9 protein-coding genes are annotated in these 18,056 nt (G+C 59.7%); 3 read left to right on the top strand and 6 right to left on the bottom strand.

The window, feature by feature from the left end; translation table 11 throughout:
* Positions 1–70 precede the first annotated feature (70 nt).
* Positions 71–4,705, top strand: coding sequence for an NAD-glutamate dehydrogenase (locus ACFSAG_RS12610; protein WP_381515391.1), 4,635 nt, complete (start codon positions 71–73; stop codon positions 4,703–4,705).
* Between the two features lie 35 nt (positions 4,706–4,740).
* On the opposite strand, the gene ACFSAG_RS12605 is transcribed toward ACFSAG_RS12610, so the two are convergent.
* Entirely contained in the window at positions 4,741–5,925 is a 1,185-nt protein-coding gene (locus ACFSAG_RS12605; RefSeq protein ID WP_381515387.1) for an acyl-CoA dehydrogenase, read from the bottom strand.
* A gap of 196 nt (positions 5,926–6,121) precedes the next feature.
* On the opposite strand from ACFSAG_RS12605, the gene amaB reads away from it, so the two are divergent.
* Positions 6,122–7,612 (top strand): L-piperidine-6-carboxylate dehydrogenase, encoded by a 1,491-nt coding sequence (amaB, locus tag ACFSAG_RS12600; protein WP_381515385.1) that lies wholly within the window; start codon positions 6,122–6,124, stop codon positions 7,610–7,612.
* 6 nt (positions 7,613–7,618) lie between these two features.
* Here amaB and ACFSAG_RS12595 read toward each other — a convergent pair whose 3' ends face one another.
* Entirely contained in the window at positions 7,619–9,055 is a 1,437-nt protein-coding gene (locus ACFSAG_RS12595) for a glutamate synthase subunit beta (RefSeq protein WP_381515380.1), read from the bottom strand.
* Positions 9,056–9,072: 17 nt separating this feature from the next.
* Positions 9,073–13,713, bottom strand: a complete 4,641-nt coding sequence (gltB, locus tag ACFSAG_RS12590; protein WP_381515373.1) for a glutamate synthase large subunit — start codon at positions 13,711–13,713, stop codon at positions 9,073–9,075.
* Between the two features lie 185 nt (positions 13,714–13,898).
* On the opposite strand from gltB, the gene ACFSAG_RS12585 reads away from it, so the two are divergent.
* On the top strand, positions 13,899–14,573 hold the full coding sequence (locus ACFSAG_RS12585) for a TetR/AcrR family transcriptional regulator (protein ID WP_381515370.1): 675 nt from the start codon (positions 13,899–13,901) through the stop codon (positions 14,571–14,573).
* Between the two features lie 9 nt (positions 14,574–14,582).
* On the opposite strand, the gene ACFSAG_RS12580 is transcribed toward ACFSAG_RS12585, so the two are convergent.
* The 3 genes from ACFSAG_RS12580 to ACFSAG_RS12570 all read right to left on the bottom strand — a co-directional run.
* Positions 14,583–16,109, bottom strand: a complete 1,527-nt coding sequence (locus ACFSAG_RS12580; RefSeq protein WP_381515367.1) for an FAD-dependent oxidoreductase — start codon at positions 16,107–16,109, stop codon at positions 14,583–14,585.
* A gap of 5 nt (positions 16,110–16,114) precedes the next feature.
* Complete coding sequence (locus tag ACFSAG_RS12575) at positions 16,115–17,077, bottom strand: alpha/beta fold hydrolase (RefSeq protein WP_381515364.1); 963 nt, start codon at positions 17,075–17,077, stop codon at positions 16,115–16,117.
* Positions 17,074–18,056, bottom strand: a 983-nt coding sequence (locus ACFSAG_RS12570) for an amidohydrolase family protein (RefSeq protein ID WP_381515360.1), incomplete at its 5' end; no start/stop codon positions are given. The genes ACFSAG_RS12570 and ACFSAG_RS12575, both read right to left, overlap by 4 nt.

Raw genomic sequence — 18,056 nt, 5'->3', positions numbered from 1 at the left:
TCCAACAGCGGCATAGGGCAAAGAAAATCAAAGGGGCATGCGACCCCCCAAATGATGCGGAGTGAACGACATGGCGAGTGCCGATCCCAAATTGGCAAAACCCTTGGCTGCAACAATATTGGCAACGGCGCTTCCCGGCGAAGTTGACGGTCTGGACAAAGCAGCGCTCGCGCAGGCCGTGGATTTCATGCTCGCGACTGCCGGAAAACGCAGCAGCGGCAAGCCCAACATCGGCATCGATACTTTCGCAGATGCATCGGGCCGCCTTGCGATGCGCATCGCCCTGATCAACGACGACATGCCTTTCCTGGTGGATTCGGTCGCCGCGGCCTTGGCTGCCGCGAATGTCGCGATCGAACGCTTGATCCACCCAGTGGTTGATGTCGAACGTGACAAATCCGGCAACCTCACCGCCCTGAGCGAGAAGCGCGGCCTGACGGGCAATCGCGAAAGCTTCATCTATGTCGAGACTTCGCGGATCGATGCGAAGGAACGTCGCGCGCTTGCCGCCAATCTGAATGCGGTGCTGCAGGATGTTCGCTGCGCCGTGACCGATTGGCGAAAGATGCAAAGCGCGATGGCGGCCGATGCCGACAGCCTGCCCGACGGTGAGGGCGCGGCGCTGATGCGCTGGTTCATCGACGGCGCGATGACGGTTTTGGCACACGAGCGCATCATGGGTGGCAGCGAGCGTGTGGAACGGCTGGGGCTCGCCCGATCGAGCGATGTCGCCTTGCTGTCTGGTGAAAGCATCATACGCGCCACCCGCTTTTTTGCCGACGGCGGTGAAGCGCCGTTGATCCTCAAATCGAGCCGTGTTTCGACGGTGCACCGTTCGGTTCAGCTGGACATATTGGTGGTGCCTGTTCGCGAAGGCGGCAAGCTGACCGGACTTTCGGTAACGGGTGGCCTTTGGACCAGCGCTGCGCTCGCGACCCCGCCAGAGCGCATCCCGCTCCTGCGTACCCAGCTTTCCGACTTGCTGGCACGCTACGGCTTCGACCCATCGGGGCATGCTGGCAAGGCCATGTCGCATGCACTGACCTCGTTGCCGCACGATCTGCTGGTATCGTTCAAACCTGCGGACCTCGAGCGCGTGACGCTGACCGCGATGTCGCTGATCGATCGGCCGCGGCCCAAACTGCTCGCGGTGCGTTCCGCGCTGGGGCGGCACGTGTTCGTCTTTGTCTGGCTGCCGCGCGATGATATTTCCACCGGTCTGCGCCGCGCCATTGAAGCGATGCTGACCGAAACGCGCGGTGCGACCGTGCTCGGCTGGTCCATCGGGCTTGAAGATGGGGGCATTGGCCTGCTTCGTTACCTTCTCGACCTTGAAGATCGCTCGGTGGTGTTTGACGAGGCTGCGCTTGATCGCCGCCTGCAATTGATGGTGCGCGGGTGGGAGCCTGCGGTCGAGGCCGAACTGGCGCGCGTCACCGATGAAAAACGCGCTGCTGCTTTGATGGAACGCTACGCCGCCATTTTCCCGCAATCGCACCGCATGGCATATGCGATCGAAGAGGCCGCGCAGGACATGATCGGGCTGCTCGCGATGGAGCGCGATCACTCGCGTGTGTCGCGTCTGATCCGTGACAAGGACGAGGATGACAGCACACTCAGCTTGAAAGTGTACAACGCCGGCGGAGCGATGCCGCTTTCCGACGTTGTGCCGGTGCTCGAAAATTTCGGTTTTAATGTAATCGAACAGGTGCCGACCGCGCTTGGTGAGCTCGCCCATATCCACGACTTCCACCTTGGACTGCGCGGCGGCGCATCGACCGAGCCGTTGTTCGCGCGCAAGCAAATTATTGAAACCGCGTTGACGCAGGTAATCGACGGCAAAGCGGAGAATGATGCGTTCAACCAGCTGATCACCATTGCCGGGCTCGAGCCGCAGGCAGTGGTCTGGCTGCGCGCATGGCATCGTTACCTGCGCCAGACAGGCCTTAATTATGGTGTCCCCACCGTTGTCGCTGCGCTCGGTAATAATGCCGGGATTGCGCGCGCCATTGTGTCGTTGTTCACTGCACTACACGATCCGGCTTTTGCGGGTGACCGTGCGACGACGGCTGGAAAGCTCGACGATGAAATCAAGGCAGGTTTGGCCAAGGTGGCCGCCGCCGATGAAGACCGCATCCTGCGCCTAATGCACGCAGTTGTCCGTGCGACGCTGCGCACCAATGCCTTTGCCCCCGCATCGAAGGAGGCGTTGGCGTTCAAGCTCGATAGCGTCCATGTCCCCGGGTTGCCGGCACCGCTGCCATGGCGCGAGATTTTCGTTTACTCGCCCCGCGTCGAAGGCATCCATTTGCGTGCCGGGCCGGTGGCGCGTGGCGGCCTGCGCTGGTCTGACCGGCGCGACGATTTCCGCACCGAAATCCTTGGACTGATGAAGGCGCAGCGCGTCAAAAATGCGGTGATCGTTCCGACCGGAGCCAAGGGCGGTTTCTATCCCAAGCGCTTGCCCGACCCGCGCGTAGACCGCGATGCATGGTTGGCCGAGGGCACCGAAAGCTATCGCATCTTCATCCGCACGCTGCTGTCGATCACCGACAACCTAGTCGATAACAAGGTCGTCCACCCGCAGGATGTCGTCATCCGCGATGGCGATGATCCCTATTTCGTGGTTGCGGCAGACAAGGGCACGGCAACCTTTTCCGACGTGGCAAATGCGATCGCGCTTGAACGCGGATTCTGGCTGGGTGATGCCTTCGCCAGCGGCGGCTCGGTCGGATATGACCACAAGGCCATGGGCATCACCGCCAAGGGTGGCTGGGTATCGGTGCAGCGCCATTTCGCCGAAATGGGCATCGATGTGCAAAAGGAGCCGGTGACGGTTGCCGGCGTCGGCGACATGTCGGGCGACGTCTTCGGCAACGGCATGTTGCTTTCCAAGTCGATCAAACTGGTCGCGGCCTTTGACCATCGCCACATTTTCCTCGATCCCGATCCCGATCCGGCAACCAGTTGGAAGGAACGGCAGCGGCTATTCAACCTGCCACGATCGAGCTGGGCGGATTATAATGCAAAGCTGATTTCCAAGGGCGGCGGTGTATTTGCGCGCAGCGAAAAGGAGATCAAGCTCTCACCGCAAGTGCGCGCGCTGCTTGGCGTGGAAGATAGCGTGATGGAACCGGCGGCGTTGATGAAGGCGATACTGCGCGCCGAAGTCGGCCTCATCTGGTTCGGCGGTATCGGCACTTACATCAAGGACGCCGGTGAAGCGAATGTCGAAGTCGGTGATCCCGCAAACGACGCGATCCGCGTTAACGCGCAGGACCTGCGCGCCAAGGTTGTTGGTGAAGGCGCCAATCTGGGCGTGACCCAGGCGGCGCGTATTTCGTTCGGTCTGAAGGGCGGGCGCATCAACACCGACTTCATCGACAACAGCGCGGGTGTCGATTGCTCGGATAACGAGGTCAACATCAAGATCGCGCTCAATGCAGAGATGGCGGCAGGCCGACTCAAAATTGAGTCGCGTAACAAATTGCTTGCTAGCATGACCGATGACGTGGCGGGGCTGGTGCTGGAGGATAACCGCCTCCAAACCCTTGCGCTGTCGATTTCCGAAAGCGGAGGTGCAGGCGATCTGCCCGCTTGTGTCCGTTTGATGGAGATATTCGAAAGCCAGGGACGGCTCGATCGCACGGTCGAGGGTTTGCTGGGGAATGACGAATATCTGCGGCGCGAGGCAGATGGCTATGGTCTGACCCGGCCTGAACTTGCCGTTCTGCTGTCGACCGCAAAGCTCGCAGCGCAGGATGCCGCAGAGCATAGTCCATTGGCGCAAGACAGCGCGATGGATGAAGAACTGCTCGCCGCATTCCCCGAACCGATGGCAAAGGCGCATCGCAATGCGATCCTTGCGCACCGACTGCGGCCGCAAATCATCGCGACCAAGATTGCCAATCGCATGATCAACCGCATGGGCATGCTGCATCCGTTCGAACTTGCCGAAGAAGAAGGTTGCTCGCTCGGGATTGTGGTTGAGGCCTTTGCGATTGCCGAACGCCTGTTCGAGTTGCCGGAGCTATGGGCTGAAATCGACGCGGCCAAAATCCCTGAGGCCACTCGCATCATGCTGTTCCAGCAAGTGGCGGCCGAAACGCGTGCGCACATGGCGGACATGATCCGCAACGGCAAGGAAGGACGAAGCGTTGGTGCAGCGATTGCCGATTATGCGCCGATTGTCGAAATATTGTCGGCTGCGCGCAAGGAATTGCTCACCCCCGATGTTGCCGCGCAAACCGAAGCTTATGGCGACAAATTGTCGGCAGGCGGCGCTCCGGCCAAACTGGTGGCGAAACTGGTGCGCATGGCACAACTCGACGGTGCCATTGGCTTGGCGGCATTGGCCAGCGATCGCAATGCCGATGCCAAAGAACTGACCCGGGCCTTTGTCCTTATTGGCGATGCGCTAGGCCTTGGCTGGGCGCAGAATTGCGCGATGCAGATGGATCCCAAAGATCCTTGGGAACGCTTGCTCGTCGCCGGCCTCGCGCGGGACTTCCAGGCGATGCGGCTCGATTTCCTGCGCCGCCAGAAAAAGGCTGACAGCGATGCCGTTACTGCCTGGCTCGCCAAGCATGGTGATCGGGTGTCGATGTTCCGCGGCATGATAGACCGGGCACGGCGTGGCGGTTTGCCAACGCCTGCGATGCTCGCGCAAATCGCTGGGCAGGCAAGGACGCTGTTGGGGCGGTAATTCCTTCCCCTCCCGTAAGCGGGAAGGGAGGCAGTTTAGAAAGCGGCAATTCCCGTAATTGCACGGCCGAGTATCAGCGCATGGACATCGTGCGCACCCTCATAGGTGTTCACGGTTTCGAGGTTCACCATGTGGCGGATCACCTGATATTCCTCGCTGATACCATTGCCGCCGTGCATGTCGCGTGCCATCCGGGCGATATCGAGCGCCTTTCCGACATTGTTGCGCTTCACGATCGAAATCATGTCGGGCGCGAAGCGGCCTTCGTCCATCAAACGGCCAACGCGGAGCGAAGCCTGAAGGCCGAGTGCGACGTCAGTCATCATATCGGCGAGTTTTTTCTGGTAAAGCTGGTTCGCCGCCAGCGGCTTGCCGAACTGGTGCCGGTCGAGGCCATATTGGCGCGCGGCGTGGAGGCAGAATTCTGCTGCACCCAGAGCGCCCCAGCTGATGCCGTAACGCGCGCGATTGAGGCAACCGAACGGCCCCTTCAAACCCTGCACTTCCGGCAGGAGCGCGTCTTCACCGACCTCTACATTGTCCATCATGATCATGCCGGTGGTCGATGCGCGAAGGCTGAGCTTACCCTCAATCTTGGGCGCGGACAGACCCTTCATGCCCTTTTCCAAAATGAAGCCGCGAATGCCGCCTCCATGGGCCTCGCTCTTTGCCCAAACGACAAATACGTCCGCGAAAGGTGCGTTTGAAATCCATGTCTTGCTGCCGTTGATGACGTAACCACCATCGACCTTCTTGGCTGTGGTGCGCATGCCCGCAGGATCGCTGCCCGCATCGGGTTCGGTCAGGCCGAAACAGCCAATCAATTTGCCGGCGGCAAGGCCGGGCAGATATTTGCGGCGCTGCTCTTCCGAACCATATGCATTGATCGGATGCATGACGAGGCTCGACTGGACCGAAGCCATCGACCGGTAGCCTGAATCGACGCGCTCGATTTCGCGGGCGATCAAGCCATAAGCGACATAGCTCGCACCTGCACCACCATAAGCCGGGTCGATCGTTGCACCCAGCAAGCCAGCCTGTCCCATCAGCGGGAACAGTTCGGGCGCATCGACTTCCTCACGAAACGCCTTGATCACGCGCGGCTGGAGCTCCTCTTGCGCAAAGCCGTGTGCGGCATCGCGGATCATGCGCTCCTCTTCGGTCAATTGATCGTCGAGGAAAAAGGGATCGGACCAGTCAAAGGCTGCCATTTCGGCCATGGGAATCTCCATTTGCGTTTCCGGCTCGCTAGACTTTTCATCGAGATGAAACAAGTTGCATCAGAGGCCGTCACCCTGAACCCTTCGACTGGCTCAGGACATGCTTGTTTCAGGGTCCATCGTGCAGCTAAGGACGAAACTTGAAAGGCGAAATGGATCCTGAAAAATTTCAGGATGACGCCTTTGGGAGGCAGTAATGTCAATTCGGATGGACGTCGACTTTGTGCTGGGTCAACTTGGCTGCACCGTTTCCAGCGGCGACCTCCCGGTCCATACGCCCATAGACGGCAGCCAGATCGGCTCCGTCAAAACAGCGTCACCCGCGGAAATCGATGCAGCCTTGAACCGCGCCCTGAACGCCTTCCTTGCTTGGCGCACCTTACCTGCGCCACGAAGAGGCGAACTCGTCCGCCGCTTCGGCAATGCCTTGCGCGATCACAAGGCTGATCTCGCCCGCCTTGTCACCATCGAATGCGGAAAGCCAATCAGCGAAGGCGAAGGCGAAGTGCAGGAGATGATCGACATTTGCGACTTCGCTGTCGGCCTGTCGCGTCAACTCCATGGCCTGACCATCGCCAGCGAACGTCCCGGCCACCGGATGATGGAGCAGTGGCACTCGCTGGGGCCGACGCTGATCATCAGCGCCTTCAACTTTCCGGTAGCGGTCTGGGCATGGAATGCCGCGCTGGCGTTGGTGTGTGGCAACAGCATCGTTTGGAAGCCGTCGGAGAAAACGCCGCTCACCGCGCTGGCGGTGCAGGCGTTGCTCGATAAGGTGCTGGCTGATTTCGAAGATGCGCCCGATGGATTGTCACAGGTCATCATTGGCGCGCGCGATACCGGCGCAGCATTGGTTGCGGACTCCCGCATAAAGCTGATTTCGGCAACGGGAAGCACTGAAATGGGCCGCGCAGCGGGGCAGGCGGCAGCAGCCCGTTTCGCCCGAACCATTCTTGAACTGGGTGGCAACAATGCCGCGATTGTCAGTAACAAGGCAGATCTCGACCTGGCGCTGCGCGGTGTGCTTTTTTCTGCGGTCGGCACCAGCGGCCAGCGCTGCACCAGCCTGCGCCGACTGTTCGTGCATGACGCGGTTTATGATGATTTCGCCGCCAAATTGAAGGCTGCGGCAGCAAGCATCCCGGTTGGTGATCCGCTTGATACAGCCCATCTTGCAGGGCCGCTGATTGACGAAAATGCGTTTGAACGGATGCAATCCGCGTTGGCCGAAGCCAACGAAATGGGCGCAAGGATATATGGAGGCGAAAGGCTTGATCGACCCGGCGTCTATGCACGCCCCGCAATCGTCGAAATGGAAAGCCATGCAGGTCCGGCCTTGCGCGAGACCTTTGCCCCGATCCTTTATCTCTTCCGCTATTCGGAACTTAATGATGCAATCGCGCTGCAAAACAGCGTGGGGGCAGGGCTTTCGTCTTCGATTTTCTCGCTCGACATGCGCGAATGCGAAATGTTCCTGTCAGCATCGGGCAGCGACTGCGGCATCGCCAATGTCAACATCGGCACTTCGGGCGCCGAAATTGGCGGGGCCTTTGGCGGCGAAAAGGAAACCGGCGGCGGACGCGAGTCCGGCTCCGACGCATGGAAGGGCTATATGCGGCGCGCGACCAATACCATCAACTACAGCAACGCCCTGCCATTGGCGCAGGGTGTGCGCTTTGATGTCTGACGCAGCTTAGCGCGGCAGTTCGCTCGACCCCATCAGATGCTCGTCCACTGCATGGGCGCATTGGCGACCCTCGCGGATTGCCCAGACGACAAGGCTCTGGCCGCGGCGCATGTCGCCGCAAGCGAACACGCCTTCCTGGCTGGTCTTGTAGTCGCTGACATTCGCTTTCACATTGCCGCGCTCGTCGAGTTCGACTTCGGATTGGTCAAGCATCCCTGCCTTGCGCGGGCCAGTGAAGCCCATGGCGAGGAAGATCAGGTCTGCCTTCAGCACGAACTCGCTGCCCGGCACCTCTTCCATCCGGCCGTTTGACCAATCGAGGCGGACGCATTCGAGGCCGGTAACCTGGCCATTTTCGCCGAGCACGCGCTTTGCATTGATCGCCCAGTCGCGCTCGCAGCCTTCTTCGTGGCTCGATGAGGTGCGCAGCTTGAGCGGCCATTCGGGCCACACCATCGCCTTGTCCTCGCGGACAGGCGGTTTGGGCATGATTTCGATCTGGGTAACCGAAGCCGCACCCTGGCGGTTCGAGGTGCCGACGCAGTCCGAACCGGTATCGCCGCCACCGATAACGATGACATGCTTGCCGGTCGCGACAATCGATCCGCGCGGTGCGGCGCGGGTTTCTTCGTCGCCTGCATTGCGCTTGTTCTGCTGGGTCAGGAATTCCATGGCGAGGCGCACGCCCGCCATTTCGGCACCCGGGATGTTCAACTGGCGCGCCTCTTCGGCGCCGCCTGACATCACCACTGCGTCGAAATTCTCGCGCAGGCTTTCCATCGAGACATGGACGCCGATTTCAGTGGACTCGCGCAGCACCACACCCTCCGCCTGCATCTGCATCAGGCGGCGGTTGATGAGGTCCTTCTCCATCTTGAAGTCGGGGATGCCATAGCGAAGCAGCCCGCCCATCCGGTCGTTCTTCTCGAACAGCGTGACGCTATGCCCGGCGCGCGCCAGTTGTTGTGCGCAGGCCATGCCTGCGGGGCCTGAGCCGACGACAGCTACCGATTTGCCGGTCTTGCGCTTTGGCGGCTGCGGCTGGATCCAGCCTTCCTGCCATCCGCGATCGACGATGGCGCATTCGATCGATTTGATCGTGACGGGTGCGTCATCAATGTTGAGCGTGCAGCTTGCCTCGCACGGGGCGGGGCAGATGCGGCCAGTGAATTCGGGGAAGTTGTTGGTCGAATGCAGCACCTCGAGTGCATTCTGCCAATCGCCTTCATAGACCAGATGGTTCCAGTCCGGGATGATGTTGTTCACCGGGCAGCCATTGTGGCAGTAAGGAATGCCGCAATTCATGCAGCGGGATGCTTGCGCCTTCAGCTTCTCCTCGGGCAGCGGCACGACAAATTCCTTGTAGTGCTTCAACCGCTCCTTGGCGTCTGAATAGCTCCGGTCTTGCCGGTCGATCTCGAGAAAGCCTGTTGCCTTACCCACTTTATTGCTCCGTAATCTTATTCAGCCGCGACATGGGCAGCGGCAAGGCGTTCAGCCTCGAGCTGCTTCAACGCGCGCTTGTAATCCTTTGGCATCACCTTGACGAACTTGCCCAAGGCATTGGGCCAATCGTCTAGGATGGCGCGTGCGCGCTTGCTTCCGGTGTAGAGATGGTGCCGTTCGAGCAGGATGCGCAGGCGATCCGCCGAATGATACAGCATGTCGCCCATGCCGAAATCATGGACATTCGATGCCCGCTGCGTCGGCGCTCCAGCGCTGTTCTCGGCTTCGGGGCCATCAGCCTCGATCGCCTCTACATCGACCATCGCCATGTTGCAGCGTTCGCGGAAACGACCATCCTCGTCATAGACATAGGCGACGCCGCCCGACATGCCTGCGGCGAAGTTGCGCCCGGTTTTGCCGAGCACGGCGACAACGCCGCCGGTCATATATTCGCAGCCATGATCGCCAGTACCTTCGACCACCGCAAGCGCGCCCGAATTGCGCACGGCAAAGCGTTCACCGGCGACACCGCTGAAATAGGCCTCGCCTGCAATCGCACCGTACAGCACGGTGTTGCCGACGATGATATTCTCGGTCGGCTCGCGCTTCACATGGGCTGGTTGTTTGACGATCACGCGGCCACCCGACAGGCCCTTGCCGACATAGTCATTGGCATCGCCTGTCAGGTCGAGCGTGATGCCATGCGCAAGGAACGCGCCAAAGCTCTGGCCAGCCACGCCGGTAAAGGCGATCTGGATGGTGTTTTCAGGCAAACCTGCATGGCCATATTTCTTGGCCACTTCGCCCGAAAGCATCGCGCCTACTGTACGGTTCAGGCTCTTGACCTCACGTTCGATGCGAACAGCCTCACCCCTTTCAAGTGCGGGTGCAGCTGCCGCTATCAGTTCACGGTCGAGCGCCTTGTCGAGGTCGTGATCCTGCATTTCGGTCTGGTGCAGCGACCCGCCCTTGGTATCGACGACGTGCAGCAGGCGAGACAGGTCAACGCCCTGCGCTTTCCAGTGGTGGATCGCTTTCTTCATGTCGATGCGGTCTACGCGGCCGACCATTTCGTCGATGGTGCGGAAGCCCATTTCGGCCATGATCGCGCGCAGTTCTTCGGCGACGAAGAAGAAATAGTTGATCACATGCTCGGGCTGGCCGGTGAAGCGCTTGCGCAACACAGGGTCTTGCGTCGCCACGCCTACCGGACAGGTGTTGAGATGGCATTTGCGCATCATGATGCAGCCTGCCGCAATCAGCGGTGCTGTCGCAAAGCCGAACTCGTCTGCCCCGAGCAGCGCGCCAATGGCAACATCGCGGCCTGTGCGGAGCCCGCCATCGACCTGCACCGCAATGCGGCTGCGCAGGTTGTTGAGAAGCAGGGTCTGCTGGGTTTCGGCAAGGCCGATTTCCCATGGCGAACCCGCGTGGGTAAGCGATGTGAGCGGAGAGGCGCCTGTGCCGCCTTCATAGCCCGAAATGGTTACATGGTCGGCGCGCGCCTTCGAAACGCCAGCGGCAACCGTGCCGACGCCAACTTCGGAGACGAGCTTTACCGAAATACGCGCGCCAGTGTTGACGTTTTTGAGGTCGTGGATCAGTTGCGCCAGATCCTCGATCGAATAAATGTCGTGGTGCGGAGGCGGAGAAATCAGGCCGACGCCGGGGGTTGAGTGGCGGGTTGCGCCGATGGTCTTGTCGACCTTGTCGCCCGGCAACTGGCCGCCTTCACCGGGCTTCGCACCCTGCGCCATCTTGATCTGGATATCGTCGGCATTGACCAGATATTCCGCGGTCACGCCAAAGCGGCCCGAGGCGACCTGCTTGATCGCCGAACGCATCGAGCTGCCATCGGGCAGAGGCTTGAAACGCTTGGGGTCTTCGCCGCCTTCGCCGGTGTTCGATTTGCCGCCGATGCGGTTCATCGCGAGTGCCAGCGTGGTGTGCGCCTCCCAAGAGATCGAGCCATAGCTCATCGCGCCAGTGGCGAAGCGCTTGACGATTTCGGATGCGGGTTCGACTTCGCTGATGTCGAGCGGCTTGTCGGCCGGCTTCAACTCCATCAATCCGCGAATGGTCAGCAGGCGCTCGCTCTGTTCGTTGATCGAACGGGCAAACTCTTCATATTCCTTCGGATTGTTGCCGCGCACTGCGTGCTGCAGTTTGGAAACGCTGTTCGGCGTCCAGGCATGATCCTCACCCCGGATGCGGTATCCATAGATTCCGCCAACATCGAGCATGTTGCGATAGATCGGATTGTCGCCATAGGCCGCGGCATGGCGGCGGACGGTTTCCTCGGCAATTTGAGCTAGCCCGACGCCTTCGATGGTCGTCGCGGTGCCGGTGAAATATTTGCCGATAAATTCGGACGACAGCCCGACCGCGTCAAAAATCTGCGCGCCGCAATAGCTTTGATAGGTCGAAATCCCCATCTTGGACATGACCTTGAGGATGCCCTTGCCGACCGCCTTGATATAGTTTTTCTGCACTTCGTAGGTCGAAAGCTGCAGGCCTTGTCGAACGCGGATTTCCTCGAGCGTTTCAAAGGCGACATAGGGGTTGATCGCTTCTGCGCCATAGCCTGCAAGCACGCAGAAATGGTGCACTTCGCGCGCTTCGCCAGTTTCGACAACCAGACCGGTCTGCATGCGCAGGCCCTGGCGGACCAAGTGGTGGTGCACGGCTGCGGTCGCCAGCAAGGCGGGCATGGCAATCCGGTCCGGGCCCTGCGCACGGTCTGAAAGGATCAGGATGTTCTTGTCCTGCAGCACCGCCTCGGTCGCGGCCCAGCACATTTCCTTGATCGCCATTTCAAGGCCAGCAGCACCACTGGCGGCATCCCAGGTGATGTCGATGGTTTCGGCGCGGAACGCGGCATCGAGGGCCTGTTCGACCGAACGGATCTTGGCGAGATCGGCGTTGGTGAGGATCGGCTGGTCAACCTCAAGCCGCTTGTGCGTACCCGCATCATGGCCAAGCAGGTTGGGACGCGGGCCGATCATGCTGACGAGGCTCATCACCAGTTCTTCGCGGATCGGATCGATCGGCGGGTTGGTGACCTGCGCGAAATTCTGCTTGAAATAATCGTAGAGCAGGCGCGGCTTGTTCGAGAGAACAGCAATCGGCGTGTCTGTGCCCATCGATCCGAGTGGGTCATCGCCATTGGTTGCCATCGGCTCGAGGAACTTGCTGATATCCTCTTGCGTGTAGCCGAAGGCCTGCTGGCGATCGAGCAATGCGCTGTGATCGTTGGCGAGCGCGCCATCCGCGACTTCGACCTCGTCGAGGTCCTTCAGCTTATACTGCGCGGATTCGAGCCACTTGGCATAAGGTTCCTTGGTCGCAAGCTGCGCCTTGATTTCCTCATCCTCGATGATGCGGCCCTGCTCCATATCGATGAGCAACATCTTGCCCGGCTGGAGACGCCATTTGCGGACGATATTGTCTTCCTTGATCGGCAATACGCCACTTTCGGATGCCATGATGACATGATCATCATCGGTTACGCAGAAACGAGCAGGGCGCAGGCCGTTGCGGTCGAGCGTTGCGCCGATCTGCCTGCCGTCGGTGAAGGCGACGGCAGCAGGGCCGTCCCATGGCTCCATCAACGCAGCATGATATTCATAGAATGCCCGGCGGTCGGCATCCATCATCGGGTTGCCGGCCCATGCTTCGGGGATCAGCATCATCACCGCGTGGGCGAGGCTGTATCCGCCGGCGAGCAGCAGTTCGAGCGCATTGTCGAGGCACGCCGTATCCGATTGGCCGTGCGGGATGATCGGCCACATCTTGTCGAGATCGGGGCCCATCAGGTCCGATTCCATCGTGCGGCGACGCGCGTTCATCCAGTTCACATTGCCGCGAACCGTGTTGATCTCTCCGTTATGCGCGACAAAGCGATAGGGGTGCGCCAGCTTCCAGCTTGGGAAAGTATTGGTCGAGAAACGCTGGTGGACGAGGGCTAGCGCCGATTGGCACAGCGGATTACGCAAATCGTCATAGAAGGAACCAACCTGCCCGGCGAGCAGCAGGCCCTTATAGACAACGGTGCGCGTTGACATGGACGGGATATAGAAGCTGCCAAGGCCGGGAAGACCATGCTTTTCTTCCAATGCAAAAAGTGGGTTTTGCGCCTGCTTGCGGATCGCGAGCAGCTTGCGTTCGAATGCGTCCTGATCTGCACAATTCTCACCGCGTCCGATGAAGAGCTGGCGAATGACCGGCATCTGTTCAATAACCGCCTTACCAAGGCCATCCAGCGTGGTTGGCACGTCGCGCCAGCCAAGTATCGTCTGGCCTTCCTTGACGATGAAGCTCTCGAAATTCTTGATACCGAATTCGCGCGCTGCCTCGTTCTGCGGCAGGAAGCACATAACAACGGCATAATCGCCAGGTGCCGGCAGGTTTACGCCAGCGCCTTTGGCCCAATCTCGATAGAGCGCGTCCGGAATCTGGATCAGGATGCCCGCGCCATCTCCGAGCAACGGATCTGCACCCACCGCACCGCGATGGTCGAGGTTGACGAGGATCTGCAAGCCACGCTCGATCGTCGTGTGGCTCTTCTCACCGTTGATGTTCGCAATAAAGCCGACGCCGCATGCGTCATGCTCATTACGCGGGTCATACAGTCCCTGTGCCGGAGGAAATCCCATGGCCTACCCTTATTCTGCGAATCTGGAAAATTTGATTCGCGGTAGACGGATGTTTTGGTAATTTAAAGTCCGGAAAGCGCGGATTGCTGCAAAGAAAATTGCACCATTTGCAAGTTTCGATTTGCCGATCGGCACTCGATGCTTTGAAATGCCATTTATTTCAAACTGTGACGATGCCTCTATAAATGACAATACAGATTGTCACTTCCTATCCGGTTCGGCTAAGCTTGCCCGCGATAATGGCGCAAACGACCGAAAGACGATGGCGTGGCCGGGGGGCTGACGAGCGAAAGGCAGAGCGCCGCGCGCTGCTGATGGCGGCTGCCGTCAAAGTCTATAGCGAACGGGGCTTTCGCCATTCATCGGTAAAAGCGGTTTGCGACGAAGCGGGCCTGACAGAGCGCTATTTCTATGAAAGCTTCGCCAATAGCGAAGACATGCTTGTCGCAGTGGCTTCGGCGTCGCTGGAGCATATGGTGAGCGAATTGCAGGCCAAATGTGCCGCGGTCGCACGAGCCGACCGGTTGGAGACGATCCTTTTCCACTATTATGGCATGTTGCGCAAACAGCCTGCCCATGCGCGCGCCTTTCTGGTGGAAATCAGGGGCATCAGCCCGGTGGTTGACGCTTATCTGGAAACCGCGACCGAACGATTTGCCGAAGTTGTGGTCGATGCGCCGCTCGACCGGCTTTCGCGGACCGACCGGATGGTTGCTATCGGCGCCGTCGGGGCAATCGTTCATATCGCGCTCGATTGGATCCTCAGTGATTTTGCTTCACCCATCGAAGATGTGGTGCGCGCTGCATCAAAGCTCGGAAGCATTATCGATGGAATCGAAAAGAAGATCCGGATCGCTTGAAACCCGCCGCTAAGCGACCTTGGATGGCTCAGCGGCGATACGATCAATGTCTGCCTGGTGGTCAATCTTCAATGCAGCCAGCATATGCTGTCTCTCCGGCCCCGGATCAGGCCGATAGGCGGCAGCATTTCGGCGTTTCCCCCGCGCCCAGTAATATAGCACGCCAGCAAGGTTGCGGGGTCGCTTCAGCCATGCTTCGGGATGTTCGAGCATGTGGAAACCGCGCAATGCTTCGCGCAACAGGCGTGTATCGGAACGGATTGCAATTTCGATACCGTCTTTCACGAAACTCTTGGTCAGCCGAGCGCGCAGCCGTTGCTTTTGCCCCGGCGTCAAGGCGCGGCGCGCTTCCTTTATGGCAGCGCGATCCTGCGTTCGCTGGTTGATGTAAAAGGGCCGCAGTTCGAGCTTTATGGCCTCATGATAGGCGAGGGCGCGTTCTTCCGGCCCTCTATGCGTGTCGAGCACTTTGCGCAGCGCTTGTGCACTCACAGCAGCGAATGAGCAGCCACGGCCATAAAGCGGGTTCGTCCGGACCAACGTATCGCCCAGTGCGAAATAGCCATGCGTCGCAGCTTTGCCGTCGACCACCATATCGCGCCAGCGGCTGACAAGGTCTCCCATGCCAATGACCTTGCCGACCGGCTCGGAACGTTCGGCATTGGTCCAGGGATGGAGGCCGGGCAGCATCAGCGTTATGCCGTGGAAGATTTCAGGATCGACAATCTTCTGTCGCAATTCGAGTTCGACCTCGGGCACGGCCAGCGTAATCGAGAAATTGCCATTGTCGCCCGGGAATACGCCGAATTTCAGATAGCCCAGATCGCCCGAGGCCGGGGGATTGCTGGTCCTATCCGGCTCTATCTGGCCGGGGCGCAAGCGATAGTGCCGGGTGAAATAAAGGATACCTGCGGTTTCGCTCTCTTCCGCGATGTTCGCGCCTTCGGCGATCAACTGGTTGATCGAACGGCCGCCTTTGCCTGAGGTGTCGACGATTATGTCGGCAGTCAAAGTGACTGGTTTTGCGTCTTGCACACCTTCGATACCGGAAACATGCAAAACGCCGCCGTCTTCCTTGTGCGTGATCAACCGCTCGACACGATATCCGCACAGCAGCTTCACATTGGGCAGGGTCTCGACATAGCGGCGCATCGTCATTTCCAGCGTCGTGCGGCGGCTGGTGATGATGGTGAGGTCGGCATCTTCCGGCGCGGCTTCATAACTTGCCTGCTGCTGCTCGGTCAGCCAGACGTCAAAGGGCAGTTCGCGCACGCCGGTGGCGAGAAGTTGGTCGAGCAAGGCAGGATGCTCGTCTTTCATGATCTTGCGCAAACGGGCGAGGAAAGCGTGGCTCTGGCGTAGATGCGCGACGCCGTTGCGCTTCCAGTTGTGAAATAGCTCGTCCGGATCGGATGTCCCCAACGGGCCGTCGCGTTCGACCATGACTATCTCACGCCCCGAAGACGCGAGCAGCAGCGCGGTGCACAAACCGCCAATTCCCGCGCCGATGACCAAGATTTTTTCAGCTGTCGACATTGTCCTCAGCCATCCACCATCGAAAGGAATTCGAGTATTGCCTCATTCACCGCATCTGGTGCCTCTTGCTGGGTCCAATGGCCGATCCCCGGAATCATGCGGTTGAGCCGCAGGTCCGTGACGAACATGGGCATAGCCTTGATTGCTTCTGCCGCCATCATCACCACACCATCGGCGGTACCTGCCACAAACATGGCGGGCTGGTGGATTTGCGTCGGTGCGCCCTCCGTCATTTCCCATGTCAGGTCGTGGTTGCGGTAATAGTTGAGCGGTCCGCGCATTCCCGAACGCGTGAATTCGGCAGTATAGAAATCAAGGTCCGCCTCGCTGAGCCAGGGCGGCAGCTTTTCCGGATCGGGCAAGTTTGACAGCAGGTCGTCATGCTCGGTCTTGGGCGGCAATGCGGTCAGGTCGGTCTCACCTCCACCCATGACGAGGAATTTGCGCAGCCCTGTCTTCAAATCTTTCTCGAACTCGGCCTCGGCAACGCCGGGCTCCTGGAAATAGAGCTGGTAGAAGAACTGCCCTTTGAACATTTCGCGCATCATCGGCATCGGCTGCACTGGCGAGCGCGGCATGAAGGGAACCGACAGCCCACCAACCGCCCGCACTTTATCCGGGTGGAACAGAGCGGTAGCCCATGCAGTCGGCGCACCCCAATCATGGCCGATGACGATGGCAGTCTCATATCCCAGCGCCGGGATCAGGCCGATAATGTCCTTCACCACTTCGACCTGATTATAGGCGGTGATTTCTGCGGGCTTGTCGCTCTTGCCATAGCCGCGCATGTCTGGGGCGACGACATGATAGCCTGCCGCCGCAAGCGGAGCGAATTGGTGCCGCCAGCTATACCAGCTTTCGGGAAAACCATGGAGCAGCAGCACCAGCGTGCCTTCGCCCGCTTCTGCGATGTTGAGCGATATCCCGTTTGTCTGGATCCGACGCTCGCTGACGCCGTCCCAACTCATGCGGCGATGCGCTCCAGCGGGGTTTCGATCGGAGCGGGCAGGGTCGAGCCGCGGGCATCATCGGTATAACCCTCTGCGGCGCTCCATGCGACGCCCCCAGCAACGATGACAGTATCCACACCGATTGCGTCGCGGATATAGCGGCTGCCGTCTCCGGGCACGTCTTGCACATAGACTTCTGCGCCACGATCGATGGCCTGCGGGTCGAACACCACGATGTCGGCCACCAGCCCCTGTTGCAAAAGGCCGCGTTCGGGAATGCCCCAGATGGCGGCGGTTTCCGACGTGATTTTCCGCACCGACTCTTCAAGCGTCAGCAATTTCTTGTCGCGGACGAAATGGCCAAACAGATAGCCGGTGTCGCCATAAGTCGAAAATGACAGGATGTGCGCGCCACCATCGCTTGCGCCTATATGGACGCGCGGATGCTTCAGCAGGCCACCGACATCCTTGTCTTGGTTATGGCCCATGCTTTCGGCGATGAAATGTGCGTCGAGCTTTTCCTCGATCGAAAGGTCGATCATCGCATCAAGCGGCGTCACACCGCGCATTTCGCCGATTTCCGCTAATGTCTTGCCGACATATTGCTGGTTGGCCTCGCTCGCGACATGGCGCAGACGCAGGAACGACCAGAGTGCCATTTGCGACGATGCCTCGGCGACCAGCTTTGCCCGGCTTTCGGGATTGCTGAAGGCTTCGATGATTTCATCGCGGGTGCCAAAGCGCATGACATTGTACCAACCGGGCAGGCGGATGAACAACAGGCTGGGCACGGCAAAGCTGAAGCTGATGTCGATCGGGCGGGTCTGCACCTGAGGCCAGACGCGCGCACCGCGCGCGAACTGTTCATCGACCCGTGCCATCACGCGATTGACCGCATCGACATTGTCGGCGCTGACAAATAGCGGCGAGTGTTCCCCGTCAGCACCAATGGCACAGATTTGATGTTGTGATTTAAGGAGTGTTTTGGTCTCATCGT

This window comes from Sphingorhabdus buctiana (genome assembly GCF_042680825.1).
Taxonomy (GTDB): Bacteria; Pseudomonadota; Alphaproteobacteria; order Sphingomonadales; family Sphingomonadaceae; genus Sphingorhabdus_B; species Sphingorhabdus_B buctiana.
The sequence above is the reverse complement of the archived record's forward strand: the minus strand, read 5'-3'. Positions and strand labels throughout refer to the sequence as shown.

What these genes read in the sequence shown, in the direction of transcription:
- ACFSAG_RS12580 (WP_381515367.1), bottom strand. Translation starts at nt 16,109, where the DNA reads ATGTCGACAGCTGAAAAAATCTTGGTCATCGGCGCGGGAATTGGCGGT.
- amaB (WP_381515385.1), top strand. Translation starts at nt 6,122, where the DNA reads ATGTCAATTCGGATGGACGTCGACTTTGTGCTGGGTCAACTTGGCTGC.
- ACFSAG_RS12605 (WP_381515387.1), bottom strand. Translation starts at nt 5,925, where the DNA reads ATGGCCGAAATGGCAGCCTTTGACTGGTCCGATCCCTTTTTCCTCGAC.
- gltB (WP_381515373.1), bottom strand. Translation starts at nt 13,713, where the DNA reads ATGGGATTTCCTCCGGCACAGGGACTGTATGACCCGCGTAATGAGCAT.
- ACFSAG_RS12585 (WP_381515370.1), top strand. Translation starts at nt 13,899, where the DNA reads ATGACAATACAGATTGTCACTTCCTATCCGGTTCGGCTAAGCTTGCCC.
- ACFSAG_RS12575 (WP_381515364.1), bottom strand. Translation starts at nt 17,077, where the DNA reads ATGAGTTGGGACGGCGTCAGCGAGCGTCGGATCCAGACAAACGGGATA.
- ACFSAG_RS12610 (WP_381515391.1), top strand. Translation starts at nt 71, where the DNA reads ATGGCGAGTGCCGATCCCAAATTGGCAAAACCCTTGGCTGCAACAATA.